31 protein-coding genes and 1 pseudogene are annotated in these 24,992 nt (G+C 53.9%); 15 read left to right on the top strand and 17 right to left on the bottom strand.

Annotated elements, in window-relative coordinates; translation table 11 throughout:
* The first annotated feature begins 10 nt into the window (after nt 1–10).
* A complete protein-coding gene (locus tag PED39_02825; protein WII08151.1) occupies nt 11–742 on the top strand; it encodes an RNA methyltransferase in 732 nt (243 codons plus the stop codon).
* Here the strand turns inward: PED39_02825 and PED39_02820 are convergent.
* The 7 genes from PED39_02820 to PED39_02790 form a co-directional block, all read right to left on the bottom strand.
* On the bottom strand, nt 734–1,537 hold the full coding sequence (locus PED39_02820) for a hypothetical protein (GenBank protein WII08150.1): 804 nt from the start codon (nt 1,535–1,537) through the stop codon (nt 734–736). The two genes, PED39_02825 and PED39_02820, sit on opposite strands and share 9 nt — an antisense overlap.
* Nucleotides 1,538–1,641: 104 nt before the next feature.
* Nucleotides 1,642–1,956, bottom strand: coding sequence for a 50S ribosomal protein P1 (gene rpl12p, locus PED39_02815; protein ID WII08149.1), 315 nt, complete (start codon nt 1,954–1,956; stop codon nt 1,642–1,644).
* A 20-nt stretch (nt 1,957–1,976) separates the two neighbouring features.
* Nucleotides 1,977–2,978 carry a 50S ribosomal protein L10 gene (locus PED39_02810; GenBank protein ID WII08148.1) on the bottom strand — a complete coding sequence of 334 codons (1,002 nt, stop codon included), beginning with the start codon at nt 2,976–2,978 and terminating at the stop codon, nt 1,977–1,979.
* Nucleotides 2,979–2,990: 12 nt separating this feature from the next.
* Nucleotides 2,991–3,629 carry a 50S ribosomal protein L1 gene (locus PED39_02805; GenBank protein WII08147.1) on the bottom strand — a complete coding sequence of 213 codons (639 nt, stop codon included), beginning with the start codon at nt 3,627–3,629 and terminating at the stop codon, nt 2,991–2,993.
* A gap of 157 nt (nt 3,630–3,786) precedes the next feature.
* Nucleotides 3,787–4,257, bottom strand: a complete 471-nt coding sequence (locus tag PED39_02800; protein WII08146.1) for a 50S ribosomal protein L11 — start codon at nt 4,255–4,257, stop codon at nt 3,787–3,789.
* Nucleotides 4,258–4,260: 3 nt separating this feature from the next.
* On the bottom strand, nt 4,261–5,118 hold the full coding sequence (locus PED39_02795; GenBank protein WII08145.1) for a transcription elongation factor Spt5: 858 nt from the start codon (nt 5,116–5,118) through the stop codon (nt 4,261–4,263).
* Entirely contained in the window at nt 5,085–5,315 is a 231-nt protein-coding gene (locus PED39_02790) for a protein translocase SEC61 complex subunit gamma (protein WII08144.1), read from the bottom strand. The genes PED39_02795 and PED39_02790 overlap by 34 nt, the downstream gene beginning before the upstream one ends.
* Nucleotides 5,316–5,570: 255 nt before the next feature.
* Between PED39_02790 and PED39_02785 the strand changes: the two genes are divergently transcribed.
* Both PED39_02785 and PED39_02780 read left to right on the top strand, forming a co-directional pair.
* Nucleotides 5,571–5,735, top strand: coding sequence for a hypothetical protein (locus PED39_02785; protein ID WII08143.1), 165 nt, complete (start codon nt 5,571–5,573; stop codon nt 5,733–5,735).
* Between the two features lie 15 nt (nt 5,736–5,750).
* Nucleotides 5,751–6,008 (top strand): UPF0147 family protein, encoded by a 258-nt coding sequence (locus PED39_02780; protein ID WII08142.1) that lies wholly within the window; start codon nt 5,751–5,753, stop codon nt 6,006–6,008.
* 176 nt (nt 6,009–6,184) lie between these two features.
* Here PED39_02780 and PED39_02775 read toward each other — a convergent pair whose 3' ends face one another.
* Both PED39_02775 and PED39_02770 read right to left on the bottom strand, forming a co-directional pair.
* Entirely contained in the window at nt 6,185–6,499 is a 315-nt protein-coding gene (locus tag PED39_02775) for a hypothetical protein (protein ID WII08141.1), read from the bottom strand.
* Between the two features lie 121 nt (nt 6,500–6,620).
* A complete protein-coding gene (locus PED39_02770) occupies nt 6,621–7,295 on the bottom strand; it encodes an alpha/beta hydrolase-fold protein (GenBank protein ID WII08140.1) in 675 nt (224 codons plus the stop codon).
* A gap of 295 nt (nt 7,296–7,590) precedes the next feature.
* On the opposite strand from PED39_02770, the gene PED39_02765 reads away from it, so the two are divergent.
* On the top strand, nt 7,591–7,863 hold the full coding sequence (locus PED39_02765; protein ID WII08139.1) for a Gar1/Naf1 family protein: 273 nt from the start codon (nt 7,591–7,593) through the stop codon (nt 7,861–7,863).
* On the top strand, nt 7,829–8,761 hold the full coding sequence (locus tag PED39_02760) for a transcription initiation factor IIB (protein ID WII08138.1): 933 nt from the start codon (nt 7,829–7,831) through the stop codon (nt 8,759–8,761). The genes PED39_02765 and PED39_02760 overlap by 35 nt, the downstream gene beginning before the upstream one ends.
* A gap of 72 nt (nt 8,762–8,833) precedes the next feature.
* Here the strand turns inward: PED39_02760 and PED39_02755 are convergent, their stop codons facing one another.
* Nucleotides 8,834–10,105, bottom strand: a complete 1,272-nt coding sequence (locus tag PED39_02755) for a hypothetical protein (GenBank protein ID WII08137.1) — start codon at nt 10,103–10,105, stop codon at nt 8,834–8,836.
* Between the two features lie 124 nt (nt 10,106–10,229).
* Between PED39_02755 and PED39_02750 the strand changes: the two genes are divergently transcribed.
* From PED39_02750 to PED39_02735, 4 genes are all read left to right on the top strand, one after another.
* Nucleotides 10,230–10,454, top strand: coding sequence for a DUF6290 family protein (locus tag PED39_02750; GenBank protein ID WII08136.1), 225 nt, complete (start codon nt 10,230–10,232; stop codon nt 10,452–10,454).
* On the top strand, nt 10,451–10,717 hold the full coding sequence (locus tag PED39_02745) for a type II toxin-antitoxin system RelE/ParE family toxin (protein ID WII08135.1): 267 nt from the start codon (nt 10,451–10,453) through the stop codon (nt 10,715–10,717). Before PED39_02750 ends, PED39_02745 begins: the two co-directional genes overlap by 4 nt.
* A gap of 68 nt (nt 10,718–10,785) precedes the next feature.
* Nucleotides 10,786–11,043, top strand: coding sequence for a DUF5654 family protein (locus tag PED39_02740; GenBank protein ID WII08134.1), 258 nt, complete (start codon nt 10,786–10,788; stop codon nt 11,041–11,043).
* Nucleotides 11,044–11,091: 48 nt separating this feature from the next.
* The gene (locus PED39_02735; protein WII08133.1) at nt 11,092–11,430 is read left to right on the top strand and encodes a hypothetical protein; all 339 of its coding nucleotides are present in this window, start codon (nt 11,092–11,094) and stop codon (nt 11,428–11,430) included.
* A gap of 309 nt (nt 11,431–11,739) precedes the next feature.
* Here PED39_02735 and endA read toward each other — a convergent pair whose 3' ends face one another.
* Nucleotides 11,740–12,813, bottom strand: a complete 1,074-nt coding sequence (endA, locus tag PED39_02730; protein ID WII08132.1) for a tRNA-intron lyase — start codon at nt 12,811–12,813, stop codon at nt 11,740–11,742.
* A gap of 157 nt (nt 12,814–12,970) precedes the next feature.
* Between endA and PED39_02725 the strand changes: the two genes are divergently transcribed.
* From PED39_02725 to PED39_02705, 5 genes are all read left to right on the top strand, one after another.
* The gene (locus tag PED39_02725) at nt 12,971–13,501 is read left to right on the top strand and encodes a helix-turn-helix domain-containing protein (protein WII08131.1); all 531 of its coding nucleotides are present in this window, start codon (nt 12,971–12,973) and stop codon (nt 13,499–13,501) included.
* A 2-nt stretch (nt 13,502–13,503) separates the two neighbouring features.
* Nucleotides 13,504–15,654, top strand: coding sequence for a CDC48 family AAA ATPase (locus tag PED39_02720; protein ID WII08130.1), 2,151 nt, complete (start codon nt 13,504–13,506; stop codon nt 15,652–15,654).
* An 80-nt stretch (nt 15,655–15,734) separates the two neighbouring features.
* Nucleotides 15,735–16,682, top strand: a complete 948-nt coding sequence (locus PED39_02715) for a transcriptional regulator (protein WII08129.1) — start codon at nt 15,735–15,737, stop codon at nt 16,680–16,682.
* Nucleotides 16,679–17,287 carry a hypothetical protein gene (locus tag PED39_02710; GenBank protein WII08128.1) on the top strand — a complete coding sequence of 203 codons (609 nt, stop codon included), beginning with the start codon at nt 16,679–16,681 and terminating at the stop codon, nt 17,285–17,287. Before PED39_02715 ends, PED39_02710 begins: the two co-directional genes overlap by 4 nt.
* A gap of 6 nt (nt 17,288–17,293) precedes the next feature.
* Nucleotides 17,294–18,373 carry a CPBP family intramembrane metalloprotease gene (locus PED39_02705; protein WII08127.1) on the top strand — a complete coding sequence of 360 codons (1,080 nt, stop codon included), beginning with the start codon at nt 17,294–17,296 and terminating at the stop codon, nt 18,371–18,373.
* On the opposite strand, the gene PED39_02700 is transcribed toward PED39_02705, so the two are convergent.
* From PED39_02700 to PED39_02675, 6 genes and pseudogenes are all read right to left on the bottom strand, one after another.
* Nucleotides 18,343–19,101, bottom strand: a complete 759-nt coding sequence (locus PED39_02700; protein ID WII08126.1) for a sugar phosphate isomerase/epimerase — start codon at nt 19,099–19,101, stop codon at nt 18,343–18,345. The two genes, PED39_02705 and PED39_02700, sit on opposite strands and share 31 nt — an antisense overlap.
* Nucleotides 19,098–19,484: a hypothetical protein gene (locus tag PED39_02695; GenBank protein WII08125.1), complete on the bottom strand. Its 387-nt coding sequence runs from the start codon at nt 19,482–19,484 to the stop codon at nt 19,098–19,100. Before PED39_02695 ends, PED39_02700 begins: the two co-directional genes overlap by 4 nt.
* A 43-nt stretch (nt 19,485–19,527) precedes the next feature.
* Nucleotides 19,528–19,887, bottom strand: a pseudogene (locus PED39_02690) (ABC transporter ATP-binding protein).
* 16 nt (nt 19,888–19,903) lie between these two features.
* Nucleotides 19,904–20,740 (bottom strand): ABC transporter ATP-binding protein, encoded by an 837-nt coding sequence (locus PED39_02685; protein ID WII08124.1) that lies wholly within the window; start codon nt 20,738–20,740, stop codon nt 19,904–19,906.
* Between the two features lies 1 nt (nt 20,741).
* A complete protein-coding gene (locus PED39_02680; protein ID WII08123.1) occupies nt 20,742–21,845 on the bottom strand; it encodes an iron ABC transporter permease in 1,104 nt (367 codons plus the stop codon).
* Between the two features lie 91 nt (nt 21,846–21,936).
* Nucleotides 21,937–23,313 carry a hypothetical protein gene (locus PED39_02675; protein ID WII08122.1) on the bottom strand — a complete coding sequence of 459 codons (1,377 nt, stop codon included), beginning with the start codon at nt 23,311–23,313 and terminating at the stop codon, nt 21,937–21,939.
* A gap of 225 nt (nt 23,314–23,538) precedes the next feature.
* Here PED39_02675 and PED39_02670 point away from each other — a divergent pair, with 225 nt between their 5' ends.
* Nucleotides 23,539–24,969, top strand: a complete 1,431-nt coding sequence (locus PED39_02670; protein ID WII08121.1) for a DNA-directed DNA polymerase II small subunit — start codon at nt 23,539–23,541, stop codon at nt 24,967–24,969.
* Nucleotides 24,970–24,992 lie beyond the last annotated feature (23 nt).

The raw sequence follows: 24,992 nt of genomic DNA, 5'->3' as shown, positions 1-24,992 counted from the left end.
GTAGGGGCATATGCCAGAAATCCGTGTGGTAATCGTCGGTCCGAAGTACGAAGGGAATGTGGGGGCCATCGCCAGGTCCATGGCGAACTTCGACATGAAGGAGCTCTATCTTGTGAATCCCTGTGAACTAGGGGACGATGCGTACCGCAGATCGAAGCACGGAGCGGACATCCTTGACAATGCAGTGATCTGCAACACGCTGGAGGAGGCCACTCAGGATTGCTTCCTAGTCGTCGGGACCAGCGGTGTCGTCACCAAGGGCGACAGCAACTACACCCGCGTGCCCATGCCCGTCAGGGAGTTCGCGGAGCACTGCAGGGGCTACACCGAGAAGATCGCTGTTGTGTTCGGAAGGGAGGACATCGGTCTTCTCCAGGACGAGCTGAACTACTGCGATGTCCTCGTCACCATACCGGCCAGCGAGGAGTACCCTATCCTGAACCTGTCCCATGCCACCCACACGGTCCTCTACGAGTTCTTCATGTCCATGCACACGGACCCCAGGAGGCCCGAGCCTGCGGACAAGAGGGAGAAGGAGATGCTATACGCATACTTCGGGGACCTGCTGGATGGTATCGAGTACCCGAAAGAGAGACGCCCTTACACCAGCATCATGTTCAGAAGGATGATGGGGCGTGCTATCCCCACGAAGTACGAGTACAACACGCTCATGGGCGTTTTCGGCGATGCCTCAAAGTACCTGAAGTACGGCAAGTCCTGGAAGAAGGACAGGTCAGAATGACTTGACGGCCCTGAAGACGATCACTTTGGAATCGTCAGAATCGGATCTGGCGACCACTTCGGGCATCGATCCGTGGTTCATCACTACCTGATTCTTGATATCCTCTATCTCGGAGGATTTGATGTTCTTCCCGACCATGACGACGGAGTCGTCCAGCGCCTGGGAGTCGTCGAACAGGATATTATCCCATGCCTTCATGACCGCCTTCACGGGCATGACGTCGCTGTGGGATACGAATGCATATAGCTTGCTCTTGAACGTCGAGAAGAACGGTCCTTGCAAGCAGTCCCTGACCGATACGACTGACGATACTACCATGGTGTCGCTGAGCCTGAGGAAGTTCTTCCATTCACGGTCGCCGAACTCGAGGTTCAGTTCCTGGGATCTCTGCATGTCGATCACCAGGCTGCAATCGGTCAGAGCGACGGATTCAGGAAGTGCTTTCAGAGCCCTCTTGCGCCTGTCCGCCTCCATCTCCATCGGTATACCGAATATGGAGACGATCTTGCAGCCGACGGCCCTGGAGGTCTTGATTATCTCCTGCACCAGATCGGTGCCGAACTCCCCGCCCAGAACACAGTATGTGGTGACGATGCGGTATTGGGAGAGACGATCCTCCAATGCTTTCTGGTCATTGATGTCCAAGGTAGATTCCCCCTTGGTGACGATGTCCAGGTCCTCGCCGAACTTCTGCCTGGCGTCCTTGACGGATTCGTCGAAGTTCTCATCGGCGGCGGGTCCGAGAATGGCGTTGCCGGCAGCCCCTCCGCACATGATGATGAGAACGTCGCTCATTGTATCGGTTCTCCAATGACGGACGGATGTATAATGAATTCGAAGAAAAGAAACCACAAGGGTGTGGTAAAAGGTTTGTATTGACTCTTAAGATCAACTTGCGTTCATCCGAAGAGAGCAGAGAGACCTGCTGCTGCATCCTCTTCGCTGACCTGCTCAACCTCGGGCTCCGCGGCTGCTGCGGGTGCAGCGGCTGCTGCTGCGGGGGCGGCTCCAGCTGCGGGTGCTGCTGCGGGCGCTGCGACTGCGGCGTTCGCGATAGCATCTGCGATGTTGACTCCCTCGAGTGATGCAACCAGTGCTTTGATCTTTGCTGCGTCAGCGTCAACTCCGGCGGCTGTGAGAACTGCCTTAACTGCGTCCTCGGTGATGTCCTTGCCAGCAGAGTAGAGCACCATTGCGCTGTAGATATACTCCATTTAATTCAACTCCTTTAATTTCATCCGAAGAGTGCCGAGAGGCCTGCTGCTGCATCCTCCTCGCTTACTTCCTCGGGTTCATCCTCTTTCACACTCTCTGCTGCGGGTGCTGCTGCTGCAGCTGCAGGTGCTGCTACGGCGGCTGCGGCTACCTTAGCGTTCACAGAATCGCTCTGGTATCCGCTCGCTGCTGCAACGGACAGCGCCTGGGCGTCCGCCTTTGCGACGAGTGTCTTGATACTTGCTTCGTTGGGTATCGCGGCTTCAACAGAGACTGCAACAGTCTCCCTGAACGCCTTGGCGATGAGCAGTGGGGTGGTCTCCTTCGTGGGGAAGGCGATCTCGACACCGAGTGCCAATGCGTTGTGTGCAGCCGTAGCGAACATGTTAGCGTAGTAATCCTCAGGAATGTCCAAGACATCTTTGTGGTAGACTGTTCCGTCCTCGTAGGCGGCCCTAAGGTCCAATCCTACGATCATGGGAAGAATCTCGAGCTTGGGCAGCATTGCTGCAACGTCCGCGGGGATGGGTTCACCCTCCTTCACGAGCGTCGTGTCCTTCTTGATTCCTATCTTTCCTCCCTCAATTGCTGCGGGAAGGCCAATCTTCTGAAGCTCTCCGATAATCGGTCCGGGTCCGAAAGGTGTCGGTCCCTTAGGTACAACGATGTCGAAGGGTGCGATCTGACCGGGCTTTGCCGGTGCGGGTGACATTGTCTTCTTCAACTGTGCGAACAGTTTGAAGGGATCCATGTCAGTTGTGACAATCGCACACTGTCCATCGATAGAGTCCTTGAGTGCCTCGATTCCGGGCTTTGCGCTGGAAACCTCGTCGAGGGCCAAGAGCATGAGCTTGTTCTTGGTCATCTTGAGCTTCGCGTGTGCCCTGAGTCCTGCCCTCATGGCCTGGATCTGCTGTCCGGGGATGTTCTCCATGTCGACAACTGCGACAACTGGAGCCTCGCGCATATCCTGTACCAGCTCGCTTACCAGATCCTTCTTCCAAGTTGCGACGTGTGCCATCTTCAAACCTCCTTACAGAATCTTCTCCGAGGGACCCATGGTCGTCTTGACGTAAGCGGATGCGATGTTGTGCCTTCCCTTCTCGAGGTGGGCCTCAACACGCTTGATGATGAGATCGATGTTGTCAGCGATCTCCTCTGCGCTCATGTCAGCGGAGCCGACGGGTGCGTGGAATGTCTTCCTGTCTTTCGTTCTGATGGACACAGACTTGCGGAGACCGTCAATCATCGGTGCGGGATCTGCTCCCGGTGCGATTGGTTTAGGCATCTTTCCGCGAGGTCCCAAAACGGTACCCAGCCTCTTACCGACCTGAGCCATCAGAGGTGCCTCAGCGATAAAGTATGTGGTACTGTTCGCGATCTTCTTAGCCTGTTTCTTGTCGTCTGCAATCGCTCCGAGTTCCTCGGGTGTGATCACAAGATCGGCCACGTCCTTGGCTTTCAAGGCAAGTTCGCCACCACCAATGACGCAGATCTTCACCGACTTTCCCCTTCCGTTCGGGAGAATGATATCCTCCTGGATACGGTTCTTGGGGATTGTCAGATCGACATCCACGAGATTGATGGCCAACTCAACCGTCTCAGTAAAGTTGCGCTTCTTTGCACTCTCGAGTGCTTTCTGCACGGCCATTACGGTTGATTTTTCTGCCAATACAATTCCTCCTGTAGTGCTTGCGAGCCTTGCGGCTCTCCTACAAGTATTCCACCGTTAGAGACATCTGATATATAAACCTATATATAGAGTCTCAAAAGCGCATACGCGCACAAAAGTATAGGAAAGAAAGGGGGCGGAGCCCCCGTGATTTTTTTCAGAACTGGGAGTCGTACTCACCGGCCTTGACAGCCTTGGTGAAGTCCTTGGGTCCCTTTCCGTCGATGGTCACACCGATGGCGACACAGGCTCCGGCGACTTCCAGAACCCTTGCCTTCATCGTTGCGCCGAGGAGATCGTCGCCCTTCATGTCGGCGATCTTCTTTGCCTGGTCGAGGGTCAGGTTTCCGACCTTCTCGGTCCTGGCGTTGTGAGCTCCGGACTCTACTCCGAGCTCTCCCTTGATCAGTGCGGACACAGGGGGTGTTCCGACCTTGATGTCGAATGTCTTGTCGTCGTTGATCAGGATCTTGACGGGGACCTTCATTCCGTCGAATGCCTTCGTCTTCTCGTTGATCTTTGCGATGACCTGACCGATGTTCACTCCTTTCGGACCCAGTGCGGGACCGAGCGGTGGACCTGCGGAAGCGCGGCCTCCGTCCACCAATGCCTCAACAGTATCTACCATTGCTCATTTCTCCTTTTCAACTAGTCTGACGCTGTCTCCCTTGACAGTGACAGGAATGGGGACCATGGCCTCGGTGAGCTCGACAGTGATCTCCTCTTTGCCATGATCGATGTGCTGTACCCTTGCTTTCTCACCCTTGAAGGGACCGTTGATGAGTTCGACAGTGTCTCCCTCGACGATTCCTACTACAGCGGATACGGGTGTGAGGTAGGGACTTACCTCCTCAATTTTAGCCTCGCCCTCGATGAAGTTCCTGGCCTTCTTGATGTCCTTGGACTTCTCGCGGACGCGATCCGTGTTCATTCCTTCGACGAACACGTATCCCCTGAGTCCGGCTGGGCTCAGGATCGCATATATGTCCTTGTCAGCAGATTTGTTCGCCTTGGATGCCAACTCGTTCGCGACGGTCTTCTCCTGGTCGATCTGCGTCTTAAGGACCATTATGGACTGTTGTGCTACGGCTTCGAATGTGATTGAATCCATTCCGTCGTCGGCAGAGCCGTTGACGGTGATGGTGACGGAGTCGCCGTACCTTGCTCCGTTGGGGCAGATGACGACCAGCTTCAGCTCCTTGGCGTTCTTGCCGGGGAGGGCCACGTCGACCTCTGTCTTGCTTCTTCCGTTGGACCAGATCTCCCCATCGGTTGCATCGTGGAGCTCCACTGTCCACTCAGGGGCATTCTCTGCGTCGGGTCCGGTCACGAGTGAGAACGAGAGTTTCGCTTTCTCCGCACCCGAGCTGATCTGGAACTTCCAGAAGACTGTACCGCTGGCTGCAACCTTCTTCAGATTGTTTTCACCAGTGAACATCATGATGCTCAGCTCCTTCAGAAGTATTTCGGCAGGACGGTCATCAGCCACATGATGGCGAATCCGACTGCTCCGATCAGGATGATTCCGATCGCCGTGATGTACACGGTCTTCTTGTACTCATCCATGCTGGGCGTGCGCGCCATCTTCATGATCCTTCCGTACTTTCCCTTTCCGAATCCGCGTGCCTTCGACTCGAACTCGTCCTGGAGCTCTTCGTACGTTGACTCTTCTTCGTCTGCTGCCATTTGAATCGTTCTCCATCGGCGTTTGCCGATTATTTCGGTGCTTGCTTTCGCTGAAGCGATAACAACACAGAACGAACCCCTCTAACGGACATTCTATTATAAACGTTTCTAATGAAAAGGGGCTTTTCTTACCTATCCTAGGTGTGTTTAGTCTAATACTTCACGCATTAGTTATCTTTATAAGTAAAAAGAGAGAACCGCCAATGATATATATGCCGTGCTTGTTCGCCCAACTATCCTACGGGGGTAATAAGAATGGAAGAGATTCTGTGCAACGTAGAGCTTGTGAAAGAGAACAACGATTTTGTCGTCAGGATTCAGAGCGATCTGGGCGGCGTCAGGGAATACAAATCGATCAACTTCGAGGAAGTCCTCGACCAGATGGTACAGGACCTTCAGGAAGAGTTCGAGAGCTTCTGAGCTCCAGGTGATTCCATGGCAGACAAAGTGAAACAGATAACCGATGTTCTCGACATGCTCGCAGAGGACACCTCCATCCCCAGAAACATCAGGAAAGGCGCGACTGACGCGAAGGCCAGGCTCCTCGACACCAAGGAACCCATGGACGTCCGTGCGACAGGCGCCATCGTCATCCTCGACGACCTGGCCAACGATCCCAACATCCCCATGCACGGAAGGACGTTGATCTACCAGGTCATGAGTCAGCTCGAGATGATCAGTCAGGGTAACTGATCCTTCTCTTCCAATTCTCTTATTTCCTTGACTGGGCTCTGCCCAGTCCTGTTTTTTTCAAAATCCGACTGTGATGATATGGCCGATGGGTCCGTCCATAGCAATCGCTATTGACTGTCGATCGTCTCAATCAAGTGGAGAAAAAAAGGAAAGGTGTTTGGGGACAATGTCCCCGATCAGCTCTTCAGAACTACCGCGAGGAAGATACCAACCGCGATCAGTGCTCCGACAAGGATACCGATGAGGTTGATAATCGCGTCAATGAATACGTCCCAAAGAGGTACATCGGCGAAGATTGAGATGTCGCTGAAGCCGCAAAGCCAGATCCAAATGCCTAACAAAGCGACTCCGATAACGGTCATCAGACCTCCGTATCCCTTAGCCTTTCCCGATCCGAAGAACGCTGCCAGAAGGCCTGCGATCACCATGACCAGGGCGAAAGCGATGACGATGAGACTGACGAAATCCATCGACCAGATTGCTAGTGCCATGTTTTTCACTCCGTTTTTCATTCCCGTGACACGGGCATAATGTTATTGGGAACAAACTCGCCTATATTTATTAATTATCTGTGAGAGTCTGGACACGCTGAAGGCGTGTTCAGCGCCGATTTTAGCGGATATCGTCCGATATCATCGAGATTATCCCCTTGGCGCATCTCAGGTCCGCATCCTTGAAATGGTTGCCCGGATTGAGCTCCCAGATAACGTCCAGACTGGCCTCCCTGTAATGGCTTACCAGCCATTCGGTCCTGTCCTGGACAGTTCTCAGCAGAGGGTTCCTGGTGTTCCTCTCCGCATCCCCCAGTGAGATGTACATGCGGTCGGGCCGCCTCATAGGCTCGTGGCTTGCCACAAAATCGGTGAAATCCGGGAACCACATGGAACCGGACATGCTGGCGACGCGGTCGAACATATCGCAGCGGTAGATCGAATAGACGGCGAAGAGCCCGGCCAAGGAATAGCCTGCGATCCCTATCGACGAAGGCCTTCCGTTCACATGCTCCAGTGCTTCGGGTATGATTTCCTTCGTGAGGGTATCGAGATAAGCGTCCGCGCCTCCGGTGCAGGGCGTGTCGCCCTTGAATGCTGGAGGAGAATCCCACGGGGCCATGTCATGATTCCAGTCCAGGCCGCTCACGCATAGGAGGTTGAACTCCTTGTCGCATCCGGACTTCACGGCATCCGCTACCTTGCTGCCGTCGCCGGAATACTCATTCAGCACGACCAAAGGACGGCCTGCCGTGTCCGCTAGGAAAAGCGTGATACTTCTGCCGCCTGCCGACAACTCCTCCTTCCTAATTCGATCGCCGCCGATTGGATGGGTTCTGTCGTTATATGGGTTCCTGATCGGAGCGTTCAATTGGATGAAAGAGAGCACTGTTTCCACTGGAAAATGAGTACTCAACTCAACCAAGGATAATCCATCCAGCCACCGAAAAAATAGATAATGATACTTAAATATGAGAAAATCGACAAAAAACGAAGGATAATATCATATCCGATATAAATAAATCCCAATGTATTATATAGTAGTCCAGTATAACCACAATTTGTTAGGAATAACTCCATACCCAGGCGGAATGACTATGGATTATTTGGGAAGTGTGCAGGAGATAACGACCGAAGGGAAATTGGTCGTCAAATGCACCGGTTTACCCGAGATCGGAGAAGTCGTCTACGACGCCGAGAAGAACAAGATCGGTGTTGTCAAGAGGGTGTTCGGACCTGTATCCGGCCCTTACGCATCCATCGAGCCCAAGTCCAAGCCCACGGGAGGAGAGAAAGGAACCGACCTTTATACCACAGGAGGAAACAAACATGGTAAAGACAAAGGAAGGAGCAGAAGAAATTGAGGTCTGTCCCGAGTGCGGAAGCCACCACCTCGTACGTGACTACGAAAGGGGAGAGCTCCTGTGTGAAGACTGCGGTCTGGTCCTCGACGACCAGTTCATCGACCAGGGTCCCGAATGGAGGGCCTTCGATGTGGAGCAGGGAGAGAAGAGGGCGCGTACCGGTGCACCCATGACCTACACTATCCATGACAAGGGACTCTCGACGGAGATCTCGTGGAAGAACAAGGACTCTTACGGAAAGAGCATCCCCACCAGGAACAGGGCACAGCTGTACAGGCTCAGGAAATGGCAGAGAAGGATCCGTGTATCCAACGCTACCGAGAGGAACCTGGCGTTCGCCCTGTCCGAGCTGGACAGGATGGCCTCGGCGATGGGACTCCCCAGGAATGTCAGGGAGACCGCCGCCATGATCTACAGGAAAGCGGTCAACAAGAACCTCATCAGAGGAAGGTCCATCGAGGGAGTCGTAGCTGCATCGCTGTACGCGGCATGCAGGCAGTGCGGTGTTCCCAGGACCCTCGACGAAGTGGGCAACAGCAGCCGTGTTGGAAGGAAGGAGATCGGAAGGACCTACCGTTTCATGACCCGCGAGCTCAAGCTGAAGCTCATGCCCACCAAGCCCCAGGACTACGTGCAGAGGTTCTGCTCCGAGCTCAAGCTGAGCGGAGAGGTCCAGACGAAGGCCGCGGAGATCCTGAAGGACACTTCCGAGAAGGAGCTCACCTCCGGAAGGGGACCCACCGGTGTCGCTGCAGCAGCGATCTACATCTCGTCCATCATGTGCAACGAGCGCAGGACGCAGAGGGAGGTCGCCGATGTCGCCGGAGTGACCGAGGTCACCATCAGGAACAGGTACAAGGAGCTCACCGAGAAGCTCGGTATCGAGATCCAGCTCTGAAAACAATACAAGGGCCTCACGGCCCTTCTCTTCTATCGAATTCAATCCGTCGAACGAGTGACCGTTCACGGTTCAGTCGGTCGTTATCCTCTTGTAAAGGAACTCCTCGCTCTCATCGCTGATGTCCATGCTCCCTTCGCGATAGTAGTACTCGGAACCGTGCCTCTTCTCCACCGACTTCAGTCCGTCCTTTAACGATTCGTAAACGATCACGGCGATCATGATGCAGAACAATGTGACGTATGTCATGGCATCTATTATCTCGTCCAGAGATGCGCCGGGACTGAACAGCAGCCAAGATGCTATCCACAGCACGCAGAACAACGCCAGACTCGCAACTGCCATCTTAGTTTTACTGGGTGGCAGGTCCCCCGCGACCTTCCCCGTCTGACCGTTCACAGCGAAAGTGAACTTCTCTTCGTTCCATCTCAGATTGAAGAGCCAGACTGGATACAGGACATAGTCCACCCCGGACCTCTTCGCGTCTATCGACGACCCGTTCATGGTGATCTCGTCGTATCCCGTGATGGTCCCTCTGAACCTGTCGTCCACCTCCTCGCAGACGCGCTCGCGGATCCTCGGGGCAACATCCTCCTGGGCGATATCGTACTTGTCCGCCACGTAGCCGGAAAGGTAAGCAGTCCTGAAATCAACTGCCTCCTCCGAATCGAAGGGTTCCAAAGATTCCATGAGGTCGTCCGGCATCTTCGAGGAACCGTCGGCAGGAACACGGTCGAAAGATATTGATCCCTTTTTCCTGATACGGAAGAACCTCTGCTCCACGACATCCCCGTTCTTTCCCGGGATGAGGGTACGCTGCTTCATACCGGTGTATTCGAGGTCGACGTCCAACTCCAGGTCGTATATCCAATAAGGAACGTACACCCCCTTGGATTCCTCCAGTTCGCTGAGGTTCACGAACCCCTTCTGAACGAACCTCTTCTTGCCTATGAACGAATGCATCTCGTTCAGCGCCTGTTCCTTGGACAGCTTGAACGGTATGACCTTGTCAGGCATGAGGGAGCCCGTGAGACGCCCCCTGAGGATTACGGTACTGCCGCAGAAAGGACAGATCGTGGCGGACGTTGTGGATTCGGTGTAGATCTCCCCTCCGCAGGAGTTGCAGCAGTATTCCCTGACGTCGTCATCCTCGGACCACTGCTCTCCGCCGTTCATGGGGAGCTCGATGCTGTCCGCATCCGGCCTTACGTCCCCGCCGGAAGGTATGAACTCCGCAGGGTCGTAGCTGCATCCGCAGTATTCGCACACCACCTTCTGCGTGCCGGCGTCGAATGTTACCGTCGCCCCGCAGTTTGGGCATTTGTGCTCGATGGTGTCGGACATGATACATCAATCCATTAGGGTACTGGATTCGAAGATATATCAAAGTCAGGTCAGATGTATGAAATCAAAACAATCACAACCACCATATAAATAGTACAATGTACTACACATCGTTGGTGATCTAATGGCATTCTCAATAAGACTGACTGCAGAGGAAGAACTCCTTGCAAGAAGGTATGCAGCCTTGACAGGCGTTTCTATGGGAGAGGCTTTCAAACAAGCTCTGTTTGAAAAAATTGAAAATGAGTATGATATTGCTGTAGGAGAAACAGCGTATAGAAAATACCTCGAGAATCCTAAGACCTATTCTCACTCAGAAGTTCTGAAGATGTTTGGTGATGAAGAGTGATTTATTCCGTCGAGTACACTGAGGATGCTGTTAAGCAGCTCAGAAAAATGGACCGTTACACAAGGACCATGATACTCAATTGGATTACAAAACATCTCGAGGGTACAGACGATCCGTTTGCATCTGGAAAAGCACTTACGGGTGATAAGGCAGGACTATGGATATACAGGGTGGGAAACTACAGACTCATCAGCAAAATCGATGGAGGGAAACTTGTAATCTTGTTAGTGGAGATCGGACATAGGTCCAATATTTACGATTGAACGGTTCATTGGAGTAAATGTATTCTGAATTCACAATGCGTTAATACCGCCAATTCAATACCCCAACCATGGCAGGAGAACTCAAAGTCCAGCTACTTGAGACATTCGCAGCCCTTATCACCGCAGCCTTCGGACTCGTCGCAGCTCTGGCATGGAACGAGACCATCAAGGCGGCCATCGCCATGATCTTCCCCAACGACGACGGAACGATCTGGGGAAGCCTGGTGTACGCCATCATCGTGACAGTCCTGGCCGTTATCATGACCTTCTGGATCTCGAAGGCCCTCGGTAAGGCGAAGGAAGCCGTCACGAAGGACAAGGAGTGAATGTGAAACTCAGGGGGATTTCCCCCGATCTTCTTTTTCGAACTGTTGATGCCCACCGAACCGCAGAAGGAATGGGCCGCGGCCAAGGATGATCTCGTCGATGCGCTGCTAAATCTCGGATTCCCCGAAGAGTTCGGGCTGAAGATCGCCAAAGGACTGGGCTACCCCAAGGCGATACGCCGCATGACCTCATATGTTATCAGGGCCAGACCTAAGAGCCCCGAAGCGATAGCGGATGAGATGATCGCGATCAGTATCGAGATAGATGCGTGGAAGCGGAAGAAGGAAGGAGAAGAGGCCAACTCGAAGTACAACGAGATCCTCCGCTACGGCTTGGATGAGGGCCCCCGATGTAGAAGTCATGCTGACTTTCGGGCCTACAATTAAGTAATAATTAGGGGAACACCCCCTGCCGGTTCCCGGACTTTCAGTCCGGTACAAACGGACTAAAGTCCTATCAGGGTGTCGACCCCGGGGGACTGACAGGGGGTGGAAATAAATTTTCTACTAACCTTAGTCGCGGTCCGCAAGGCGGATTCCGGCTAACTATAACGGTGGGTCCATTGACCATCGTTATCGAGTGGTCATAAACCATCGGCGTAGAAAAAGCTTGACATCGGCTGAATGATGTCGGAGGCTCGAAAGGTCGACCCCTTTAGAAGAAGGGCTCAGAGCCTCCCAACCGCCCATATGACTTCATTTTCCTGGCAGCAGACCGGGCTTATACCACTCGAACTCCAGATAGTGAACAGAGTTGCCCTGAACCATGGCGAAAAGGATCTCCTTCTTGACTCCGCCGGACAGCCTGACCGTCCTGGAGATATCGGGCCACATCTTGGTGACCTCGTAAGGGACGGCATGCACCAGGAACCTGGCATGGCAATCGTCCGGATCGTCCTGATAGACCCTGAAATGGGTGCCGTACTTGAAGCCGGCCTTCACGACCAAACCTCTCTCCCTAAGGTCGGTATAGACCTTCAGGCGGTTCTCGAACTCATCCTGCTCATTGAAGCCGTACTCGAAGAGATCGTCGTAATCCATCTCTGTCCCGGATTCGTCCTTCACTGTCAGCTTTCCTTTCCCGACCAGATAGCAGGCCTCGACCAGTGACAGCTGATAGATACCGTTGATGAGCTTTCCGAAGAACCCGTAGTCGTGGAGGAAGCCGCACTGCTCCTGCTGGAAGATGAACACGCGGTCGCTCACCAGGACCCCGTCAGCATGACCCTTCACATCCGTTGGGAAGACCTTCCCTGCGGGATCCTTGACATGGAGCTTGTAGTATGTCACGTCCCCTTCCTCGTCGACCACGCCGTACAGGAGGTTCTTCCTCCTGTCGTTGGTCTCCTTGGTCCCTTCCAAGGATTCGGAGGCGTCCAGAACGCTCCTTTCGGAGACCGCCCTGAGCATGTATGCGGGACGAGAATTGGACTGCCTCTTGCCGGCGCCGAAGACCGAGAGGTCGTAGTTGCCGGTCTCCTGCTTGACGACCAACCCCCTTCCCAACCTGATGTCCCTGTAGACGATGTAGAGGATGTCGAAACCTTCGATGGCATCGGACGAGAGCTTGAAGATCTCCTCGAAGGACAGCTTCCTGCCCTTGTCCAGGACCTCCAGCTTGCCGAGCTCCGTGAGGAGGGTCGCCTCCAAGAGGTCCAGGTCGACACCGCCGCCGCTGCGCGGGTAGCCGTAGTTGCCCTTGCCGTACAGGTGGTTGCCGTCGGTCTGGTCCTTCACGATGACGTAATCGTCCGCTAGTTCCCCTTTCATCGGATGTGTGTAGATTTCCGAGTTATTATAATTGTAGGCCAGGGCGGAAAGGTGTCCGCCTTGTTTCGTCATCGAGAACGATATTTAGTTATCTTTTTATAGAAGTTCTGTTCTATCATCAACTAGTGAACCAACGGTTAACAACTGAGTGATCCACATGACGGACATAGACGAACTGCTATCGATAATAGAGAATCCGACGAGGAGGAGGATCCTCGAATACCTCACCAGGGAACCGAGCTATCCTCTGCAGCTATCCAAGGAACTTGGCGTTAGCCAACAGGCCGTCATGAAGAATCTGGCTCTTATGGAGCAGACGGGGATGCTGATGAGCTATCCCGAGGAGAGCTCCATGGGTCCGACCAGGACCGTGTACGTGCCCAACAGGCAGTTCACGCTGATGATCGACCTCCACGACAACATGTTCACCGCCCGCCTAATTTCCTCCGGCGGGAAGGATGAAAAGGAGACGGATATCAGCGACACGGAGAAGGCGGTGGAGCAGCTGAAGGAACTGGATTCGAGGATCGCAGAGCTGGACCGGGAGCGCGCTGCCCTGATGGACGAGCGCAACTCGGTGATGAACGGGATCAACCAGGCGATACGCTCGGTTGAGGACCCGGAGAGAAGGAAGGAGCTCTACAGGCAACTGGACGAGATGATCGATAATAACACTGAGGAGGACTGAAGATGGTCAACGAGAAGGCGATTAAGGTCGCAGAACTGAAACCCGGCGAATCGGGAAGGGGAGTAGCAAGAATGGATTCCGAGCTGATGACGGTGCTCGGCATCAAAGTAGGGGACATCGTCCAGATCGACGGTGCGAAGAAGACCGCCGTCAAGATCCTGGACGGATACCCTGAGGACGCCAACAAGGGAGTCATCAGACTCGACAACCTCACCAGGAAGAACGCCGGCGTGACCGCCGACGACCGCGTATCGGTGAAGAAGATCACCGTCCAGGGCGCAGAGAAGATCACGTTCGCACCCTCTGGCGAGCTCAGGCTCCAGGGAGGCGAGGACCACCTCAGGCAGCTCTTCGAAGGATGGGTTATGTCCAAGGGGGACACCGTTCCCATCAACGTCATGGGCAACAAGATGGCCTTCGTGGTGAAGTCCTTCTCGCCGACGGGCGTGGCCACCGTCATCACTCCGGATACCAAGGTCAAGATCACGAACAAGCCTGCGGACGACGGCAACATCCCCAACGTGTCCTACGACGACCTCGGAGGACTGGGCGACGCCGTCAGGAAGGTCAAGGAGATGGTGGAGCTTCCGCTGAAGCATCCCGAGCTCTTCAAGAGGCTTGGAGTTGAGCCTCCGAAAGGTGTGCTTCTCCACGGTCCCCCGGGAACCGGAAAGACCATGCTGGCCAAGGCGGTCGCCGGAGAGACGAGCAGCAACTTCATGTCCATAGGCGGACCTGAGATCGTCAGCAAGTTCTACGGAGAGTCCGAGGGCAAGCTGAGGGAGATCTTCAAGGAGGCTGAGGAGAACTCGCCCAGCATCATCTTCATCGACGAGATAGATTCCATCGCCCCCAAGAGGGACGAGGTCAGCGGGGAGGAGGAGAGGCGCATAGTCGCCCAGCTCCTGTCGCTGATGGACGGGCTGAACTCCAGAGGAAAGGTCGTTGTCATCGGAGCTACCAACAGGCCCAACGCCATAGACGAGGCCCTGAGGAGGCCCGGAAGATTCGACAGGGAGATCGAGATCGGCATCCCCGACAGGGACGGCAGATTGGAGATCCTCCAGATCCATACCAGGGGAATGCCTCTGGACAAGGACGTGGACCTGAACTGGCTTGCCGACAAGACTCACGGATACGCCGGTGCGGACATATCGGCGCTGACCAAGGAGGCGGCGATGACCGCGCTGAGGAGGGTGCTGAAGGACGATGTCGAAGCCGAGAACACGCCCATCGAGGTGCTCAACAGCATCGTCGTCACCAAGGACGACTTCAAGAACGCCCTGAAGGACATGCAGCCCTCCACCATGAGGGAGGTCCTGATCGAGAAGCCCAACGTCAAATGGGAGGACATCGGAGCTCTGGAGGATGCGAAGCAGGAGCTGAAGGAAGCGGTCGAATGGCCGCTGAAGTTCGGCAAGGTGTTCGAGCATATGAACGCCAGACCCCCGAAGGGAATACTGCTCTACGGTCCCCCAGGAACCGGAAAGACCATGCTTGCCAAAGCGGTGGCGACGGAGTCGGAGGCGAACTTCATCTCCGTGAAGGGGCCGGAGTTCCTCAACAAATGGGTCGGTGAATCCGAGAAGGCCGTCAGGGAGACGTTCAGGAAGGCCAGGCAGGCATCGCCTTGCGTGATCTTCATGGATGAGATAGACTCCATAGCGCCGGAGAGGGGAACCGGAGGCGACAGCAATGTCACCGAGAGGGTCATCTCCCAGATGCTGACGGAGATGGACGGTCTGGAAGGACTGAACGACGTGGTGGTCATCGCCGCGACGAACAGGCCGGACATAATGGACCCCGCTCTGCTGAGGCCCGGAAGATTCGACAAGTCCATCTACATCGCGCCCCCAGACCTCGAATCGAGGAAGTCGATATTCGGCATCCACACCAGGGGAAGGCCCATGGAAGAGGATGTTAACCTGGAGGATCTGGCTCAGCGCACCGAAGGCTGCACCGGAGCTGACATATCCGCGATATGCAACGAGGCGGTCATGAACGCGGTGAGGAGGCTTGTCGCCAAAGGCGAGGCCCCTACCGATGAGGACATCGCAGCCTGCAAGGTGAGCATGGAGGACTTCGACAAGTCCATCGATAAATTCGGTCCCAAATCCAGGCAGAAGCTGAGCGAATACAGCGGTCTCCAGTGAGACAGAACAACAGGGCGGGCTACCGCCCGCCCGAAAATTTTCGAGAAATGGTTTATAGAAGTGAAAACCCATCTAGGAACATGGACCGGATGGAACTGATCAACACGACCCGCGCGATATTGGCGAAAGCGGGGTTCGACGTCTCCTCCGCACTCACGCTGAGAGGCATATGCTTCGACATCGTGGCCAGGAGGGACCAGCAGGTGCTGATCATCAAGGTCCTCAGCAACATCGACGCGTTCTCGAAGGAGAACGCCGATGAGATGAAGGTCCTGGCGGAATCGCTCGGGGCCACACCGATGGTCACGGGAGAGCGCTCCAGTTCCGGAGCGTTGGAGCCCGGGATCGTCTATTCAAGATTCAACATTTCTATCGTCTCCAACGAGACGCTGGCCGACCTGCTTCTGGATGAGGCTCCGCCCTACATCTTCGCAGCTCCCGGCGGACTGTACGTGAGATTGGACAGCGAGATGCTGAAGGCCGCAAGGGAGGCCAGAGGCATCAGCCTGGGAGTCCTGGCGGAGACCGCAGGGGTCTCGAGGCGTACCATCCAGATGTACGAGTCCGGTATGGGGGCCATGATCGATGCAGCGCTGCGCATGGAGGAGTTCCTGGAGCTGCCGATCATCGAGCCGATAGACCCGTTCACATTCAAGAGCAAGGAGCGCCTGGAAGAGCAGAGGGAGGCTCCCCAGTCATTGGAAGGCACATTCGCATTGCAGCAGCTCTCGTCTCTGGGATTCAACGTCAGACCCGTCGTGAGGAGCCCGTTCGAAGCGGTCTCGACCAACGACAAGGCTCTGATGCTAACGAGCCTGGGCTCCGATGAAGAAAAAGTTATGGAGCGCGCCATAGTCGCTTCCGAGCTGTCCAGGATCATGGACAGGTTCTCGGTCCTCATCGTAGAGAAGAAGCGCGAGAGGGACAACATCAACAACACCGCCATCGTCTCCAACGAGGAGCTGAAGAAGATCGACGAGCCCAACGAGCTCACCGATCTGGTGGAAGAGAGGAGAACGAAGAGATGATCTCCCTCGATGTGGGGGATTGCAGGGTGGACATCATCCCTGTCGTCAACGGTCTTGTTTCAGAGGCGGACACGGTCCGCGGAGAATTCTCGGAGCATGATGCCTACGCCGCCGCGCTGAGCATCGAAGGCATACAGTGCCTGAAGAACCGCCGCAACATCCAGGACGTTTTCGACGTCAGCGAGCTGGACATGGTCTATGCGAAGCACATGGAGAGGTTCGGCGAGGTGGAGATACCGTCACCAGCGATGTACACGTTCATCGATCTGGTGACCGAAACGGGGAACCTGTGCATACCTCTGGACATGAACGATTCGGAGTTCACCGACCTCTACTGCGACACCGTCGGAGCTTTGGAGTTCGTGAAGGAGCACGGCATCGCCAAGAAGGGCATGAAGAGGATCTTCGACGGCAGCACGCCGGAGAAGCTGGCCAAACAATGGGATGCGTTCGTCAATTCTACGCTCAAATCATACGGTACTCTTTCCAGGAAACGCGAGGAACACATCGCAAAAGAGATAAAAGACATCGCGATTTACAAGGATAACCTACTGGCCGTCATCGAGGTGGAACGCGTCGATGGCGTGCTTGAATTGCTGAGGTGAGAAGGGATGGTGTGCGACGACTGCGAGAGGTGCAAGACGCTGGGCTACAAGTTCTGCATCAGATGCGGTGCCAACTTCGCCATGGAGGCACCAATAGCTGATTACCGCGTCAAGCCCCCCGAGGGAAGGCACCCGATCCTCGAGAAGACGCCCTTCCCCGGAGCATGGCTGTTCCTGATCCTCGCGATAGCGTCCATCGGCCTCATGCTGTACTACTTCGGTACAACCATGGAGTACGCCGGGACCAGACAGGACGTCCTCTATCTCTTCTTCTGGGAGATGGTCAAGTTTGTGACGCTGGAGCCCTTGCAGGTGCAGATCCTCTTCGCATTCATAGGAGTCTGCTCCATCGCCAGCCTGATCATGGTGATCATCGATTCCAAGGAATTCTTCAAAGGCGGTGACAAGTACGTAGAGAGGGCTTCCAAGACACCATTATATTGGATCGGTGTCCTGTTCGGCTCCACCCTTGTGCTGGAATCGGCGATAATCGTATTGCTGCAGCTCGCTGGGGCAGACGTGAAGGTCCCCGACCCACTGGCCAATTTGGATTTCACAGAGGCCCTCTATGAATACTCCTTCGCAGGCGTATGGGAGGAGATAGTCTTCCGCGTGGTGCTCATGGGCATCCCCATGATGATAATCGCCATCGCCGGAAGGCAGAAGGACTTCTGGAAGTACCCGTTCGGCGGATTCGGAGTGTCGAGAGCGGCTGTGATCCTCATGATCGTCTCATCGATCATCTTCGCATACGCTCATGCGAGCGGATGGGGATGGTGGAAATCCTTCACCGTCCTTCTAGGCGGCCTGATGTTCGGATACCTGTTCATGAGGTTCGGAATCCATGTGACAATCCTGGTTCACCTGATCAACGACTTCTTCGCGGTCTGGCTGATGGCAGTTGATCTCTGGTTCACTCTGCCGTTCCTGCTCATTCTGATCTTCGGAGTCCTGACATTGCCTGTGATGTTCGTCAAGACATGGTACGGCATCAAGCACCTGAAGACGATGTCCAATACCGGATTCAAGAAGGATGAGCCTCCAGAGGATCCCCCTCAGGACAACATGGGCTCCAATATATACTGAGACTCCTCTGCGGACTCGTAGTTCTTGGACTCTATGACGAAGTTGCGCTTGTAGAATTTGAGCTTCGAGAGGACCCTCTCGAAATCTATCTTTCCCTGACCGATGGTCAGGTGCTCGTCCTTCTCGCCGCAGTTGTCGTGGATGTGGATGTTCGTTATCCTGTCCCCGAAGGTATCGATCATGGCATCGATCTGGCCGGTGGTGTTGGCATGGCCGATGTCGAAGCAGATCCCGAGGTCGGTACCGTCCACGATGTCGCTGAGCTCGGATGCGGTGCGTCCGAGGAAGAAGTACATGACCGGCATGTTCTCTATCGCGACTGACACCCCGTACTCTGCCTGAGCCTTGTCGAGGGCCTTCATGGATTCCTTTGCGTGGACAAGATACCTATCCTCTATGCCGTGCACCGACATGGACGACAGCCCGGGATGGACGGTGACCCTGTCGATGCCCAGCCTGTTCGCCGCCTCGATGGTGTCCAGGATGTCCTTCATGGAGGCCTCCCTGACAGGTCCGCTGATGGATGCGATGTTTATGTCGCATATCGGCGCATGGACGGAATAGCTGAGGTCGTAGGACGGGAGCAATTCCGAGAACTCGTTGAAATTGTAGACGATGCTGTGACTGGCCTCGGAGAAGATCTCCCACAGGTCGAAGTTGCCCACGATCCTGTCCAGCCATTTCTGCGGGGAATCGGATGAGAACGACGTGCAGGATATGCCAATCATATCCTGACCTCCTCTCCGTTGACGGTGACGGGTGCGACGATGTCGATCAATCCCTCGATGTCGTCGTCCTCTATGCAGACCTCTATCGCTCCAAGGACGGGGTTCTTGTCGGCGAAGGATACCTTGCCGACGGTTGCGACCTGCTTATTCAGGTTCACCCACGTCTTCTCGCCGCGCCTGTTCTTCAGCATCACGCCGCGAGTGGCGTCGAGGATCTTCTGCCTGCGAATCATCTTCGAGAAATGGTCGATGGTCGCGGTTCCCCTGAATCCCTTGGGCGTGCGTTCCAATTCAGCATCCGGGAAGATGGACAGTATCGCTGCCTCGACCTTCTCCTCGTCCTCGCTGGGGTTCACCAGGCACTCGATCGTCACTGAGGTCATGCGATTGCATCGGAATGGAGCATAAAAACGGTTTTGCCGGGATTCATCCCACTGACTCCAATATTATGTGCGGTGACCCGTCGTCGTCTATGACCTTGCAGTTCACGTTGTAGACGTCCTTGATCATCTCCTTCGTGAACACTTCCTGCGGCGTACCGATGTCGTAAAGCACCCTGGGAGGCCCCATGACTATGACGCAATCGGCGAACTTCGATGCCAGGTTCAGATCGTGACTGATCATCAGAACTGACGTCTTGGATTTATCGCAGAGTCTCTTTAGGAAAGCGGATACATACACCTGATGCCTGATGTCCAAATTCGATGTGGGTTCGTCCAGCAGCAGGAGCTTGGGTTCCTGCACCAAACCCCTGGACAGTGATACCTTCTGATGCTGGCCTGCACAAAAGTTAGAATCCTCATCACTTCACATACTGCAGAACAATGTGCGGGGTTCCACCATCATCCTCCACCCTGCACTTCACGTTGTACACCTCTGATATCATCTTCTCGGTAAACACCTCTTGCGGTGTACCGATGCTGTGTATCTTTCCTGGTGCCTCCATCACAATCACCCTGTCAGCGAACTTCGCCGCCAGATTCAGATCATGACTTATCATAATGATAGTCATCCCCGTCTTAGCGGACAGCTTCTTTAGGAATGCAGTGACGTATATCTGATGCCTGATGTCCAGATTCGATGTCGGCTCATCCAAAATGAGTATTTTCGGCTCCTGGACCAATCCTCTTGCGATGGATACTTTCTGATATTGTCCCGCGGATAGATCGTTGAACTTCTCCATGGCATAATCCTGCATCTCCAATGCCTCCAAGGCCTTGTAGGCCATCGCAACCTCCTCCGGTTTGGTCTTCCAGGACTGATGAGCATACCTTCCTATCAACACCGTATCGAGAACAGAAAGCACACTGAAATCATTGGTCTTGACCGGAACATAGCCAGCAACCTTGGCAAGTTCCTTCAGCGCATAGGTCCTGACCTCCTTCCCGTAGATCTTCACGATACCTGTGGACGGCTTCAACAGACCATTCATGCACTTGATCAAAGTGGACTTCCCTACTCCATTCGGACCCACGATGCATACAAACTCTGGTTTGTCTATAGTGAACGAAATATCATGAAGGATGGTCTTCGTGGACTTGTACCCGAAGGTCACATCAGTCATCTCAATGATGTGCTCCGCATTGAAATCAGGCGGAGTCTTATCCACATCGTCCCTGAGGAATTCCGGGAGCCTCATCTCACCATGCCTCCTTCTTCTGCCTTACGATCAGGTAAAGGAACAGAGGTCCTCCGATGAACGCGGTTATCACACCTACCTGGATGGTGGTGGGGTAGAAGATGCTCTTTCCGACGATATCCGCTATAATCAGCAATGCCGCACCAAATGCTGCGGATGCAGGAATCAGGAATCTATTATCCGAACCAACGAATATCCTTGCTATGTGAGGACATACCAGTCCGATGAATCCGATCAATCCCGTGAAGGATACGACTCCGGCCGCAAGGAATGAGACGATCAGCAGAGCGATAATCCTGAGCTGATCAGAATTGACTCCCAATGATTTTGCACTCTCATCCCCAGTGGCGACTACGTTGAGCTTACGGGAGAGTAACAACAATGCGGTTACACCGATCACAACGAAGAAGAACATAGCTGTTACCGCATCCCAACCAGCTATTCCCTTTCCGGCGATATCGATCGAACCTACACTCCAGGAATATATGGCCGACAATGATTCGGGATCGACGAACAACTTGATCAGCGTCGTCGCCGCATTGAAGATGTACATCACCGCGATACCTGCCATGATCATAGTGGTAGGCGATGCGGATTTCAGTTTGGATACGAGGATGATGACGAACATCGGGATCAACGCGAAGATAAATGCGTTGGTGACCACCGCAAACGCGGTCGATGCCACTGACAATCCCAATCCCATCGCCAAGGATGCTCCGAAGGATGCTCCCGATGAGATTCCTGTCGTGTAAGGATCGGCCAACGGATTCCTCAAAATGCTCTGCATAACCGCACCGGCGGCCGCCAATCCTGCTCCAGCCAACAGGCCACAGCAGACCGATGGTCTTCTGATGAACCAAACCGCATACTCGACCTTGTCTTTGGACATATCCCCGGGATGTCCTGTGATATGATTCCACACGACCTCCATTGCATCCATGAAAGACACATAATCCGCACCTATAGACAATGCATAGATGGAGCACACGAAGGCGAGTATCGCGCTACCGATAATGAACAGCCATTTGGCGCGAATGTACTTGTTGTAACTGGAGATCTTCTCATCGTATCCCTTGACCTCCACTTCGGCCGTCCATCTATCCACGGCATTCTCGATCGGATCATATTCTTCCATCATACCCGCCTGTTATCATGAAATGTAAAGGGTTTGGGAAAAGGTTTAATTCAAAGTTATCTCAGGCGTTCTCTTTCTGATACTTCTGAACAAGGGTGGTGTAATTGTCACCGGTGTAGAAGATGAAAGCGTTCTTCGCCGTGTACTGCTTAGTTCCGAAGTAGGTGTTGTCCTGACAGCAGAAGTTGTCGAACCAGTACTGGAGGTTCTTCTCCGCCTCTTCCTGTGTGAAGAGCTCTGGGTACAGGTACCATGCACAGTAATATGCCATCGCATAGGATGCGTATCCTCCGCAGACATAAGGCATAGCGCACATTCCGTTGTTCTTATATGCCTCGGTTCCCTCGAAGAATGCAGCTACCTTGTCAAAGTACTCATTGTACTGTTGCTGGCTTTCACAAGTGAACCAGTCTATCGAAGAGTAGTTCATGAAAATGACCTCCCATTTGTCCTGAGCATCCTCTGTATACCAGAGCTGATCTTTGACTGTCTGTCCGTATGCAGTCTGTGCATCTCCGGTGTAGACGTTAGCAATCTGGCTCATAAGGTTGACAGATCCCTCGTAGGCTGTTCCACAACATACTGCGGTCCTTGATCCCTTAGGTGTTGTCATGGTCACCATTACATTCTTCTTCTCAACATTGCTGATCCTATCCTGGATGTCCTTGATGGCTCCGAAACAGTATTCTGCATACGCCTCGGCCCTGTCCTCCTTGTTGAAAAGAATTCCCATTGTGAGCATGGCGGACATGGCGTTGCTTCCGACGTGGGAGAGCAGTAAGATCTCACAGTTGGGGTGCGTGTCCATATATCCTGCTTTACACTTGTCATAGTTGTTCTGGTTAGGTGTGACCATAATGAGATCGATGTCCTCATCAGCGAATGTAGCAAATGTCGTATCATACCAGTTGTTGGTCGATACACTCTCTACCTCCACTACGTGTGAAAGATCATACTGGTGTGTCTTGACCTGTGTTACGTATGCATTTGCAACCTTGACATCATCCCAGATTCCGAGGACTGCTGCTGCCTCGGCCTGCTGCCAGTATGAGACGAAAATGTTCCTGTCGACGAGAGGGTATGTAATCTCCATAGGCCATCCGAGATACGTCTGATACCATACCTTTCCAGGCTTGTTGTTGATAATCATGTTGACCTGGTCGATGTCAGCCTTTGTGATCGCACCATCATTGTTTGCATCGGCAAGAGGGTTCTTCTCTGCATCCCATGTTGTCTTCCCATCGATGATATCTTGAATGAAAGAAACATCATCACTGTTGATGTAAGCATCGTTGTTGGCGTTTCCGTAAACGAGATTTCCAGCATCGATAGTTACCTTGTCCTTGTCGCTTCCGTTGTTTAATGCCATCACAGCAACTGCGGCTGCTGCAACCACAATAATAGCAACGACGGCGATCGCAAGTACCTTGCTATTCACAGTATCACTTGGATTATTAATCCAACATACTCAATATTTTAGTAATTTATAAAGATCCCACCGAAAAAACAGAGGTCAATTATATAATAGTAAAAATTTTTTGACCATATTAAAAATGTCGGTCTTTTTATGATGGCGGACATCTCTAATCATTTTCCTACTTGATTATCCTCCGTCCGCGCCGGACGAAAACCAATAACTAATCGTACCGCATGGGGAAGGGATATGAGGGAGCAGGTTCTATCGGCCGCCGCAAGCAGGGGCATCTTCTTCTCGCCCGACGCTTTGGAGATGATACTCTCCAACAACGAGCCGATGGAATTCACGAACACCGTATTCTCCCATCTGGCCAAGAACACCATGTTCGTCAGCAAGCAGGACATCATGGACTGCATCGCAGGCGACAAGATACTGCACGAATCCCCCAAGGAGATCAAGCCCAAGAACAAGTTCACCTCGGACATCAGCATCGTCAACGGCACGGACGTCACCGGACAGTCCACCTGCGAAGGGAAGGTGAACGACTTCGCCCAGTACATCAAGGCCAGGTTCTTCACCATGAAGAGGCTGATCGAGAAGCGCAACGATTTCGGCAAGGCGATCAGCATCGAGAGGGCCATGGCCCATGACAGGGAGGTGCGCGTCATAGGCATAGTATACGAAGTGTCGATCACCAAGAACGGACATACCATGCTGTCCATGGAGGATGAGACGGGCATGATCAAGGTGTTCATATCGAAGGACTCCCAGATATCTCAGGAGATCTTCGTCAGCGACGAGGTCGTCGGCATCATCGGGAGGTCCAACTCGCGCACCGGGTTCATCTCTGCCGAGAAGGTCGTGAGACCGGACATCCCAAAGACGCACAAGTGGGAGATCAGCGACAGCACCTCCAAGATAGCGTTCCTGTCCGACTGCCATGTGGGCAGCAGCACCTTCCTGGAGCCTCAATGGAAGAAGATGACCGCGTGGCTGAAGCAGAACGCGGCGGAGGAGGGCATCAACTACCTTGTCTTCCCTGGTGACGTCGTCGACGGCATAGGGGTGTTCCCGGATCAGGACAAGGAGCTGGACATCCCCGACATATACCTGCAGTACGAGAAGCTGGCAGAGTACCTAAAGGAGATCCCCGACCACATCAAGATGGTCATCCATCCCGGCAATCACGATGCCGCCCGTCCGGCGGAGCCGCAGCCCGCGCTGAACTCGGTGTTCACAAAGGGATTCGACTCCAACATCCTGATGGTGAGCAATCCGGTGTACCTGAACGTAGAAGGAAGGACCGTCCTGACATACCACGGCAAGAGCATCGACGATTGGGTCGCCTCGGTCCAGTACCTTACTTACGAGGACCCGCTGAAGGTCATGAAGGAGATGTGCATCAGAAGGCATCTCGCGCCCATCTACGGCCAGAGGAACGCTCTCGCACCGGAGAAGAAGGATTACCTCGCCATGGAGATCGTGCCGGACATTTTCGTATCCGGCCATGTCCACGGAATGGGTCAATTCCAATACAACGGCGTGAGGATGATCAATGCATCAACCTGGCAGAGCCAGACTGAGTATCAGAAGCTCCACAACTTCAACCCGACCCCTGCCGTCATGCCCGTGGTGGACCTAGCGGAAGGCAGGGTCGAGATGAAGGACTTCAACTGATCTGCAGTTGCAGGAAACTAGGA

The sequence above is a fragment of the Methanomassiliicoccales archaeon LGM-RCC1 genome, assembly GCA_030168575.1.
Lineage (GTDB): Archaea > Thermoplasmatota > Thermoplasmata > Methanomassiliicoccales > Methanomethylophilaceae > Methanoprimaticola.
This window is presented reverse-complemented; position numbering and strand designations above follow the sequence as displayed.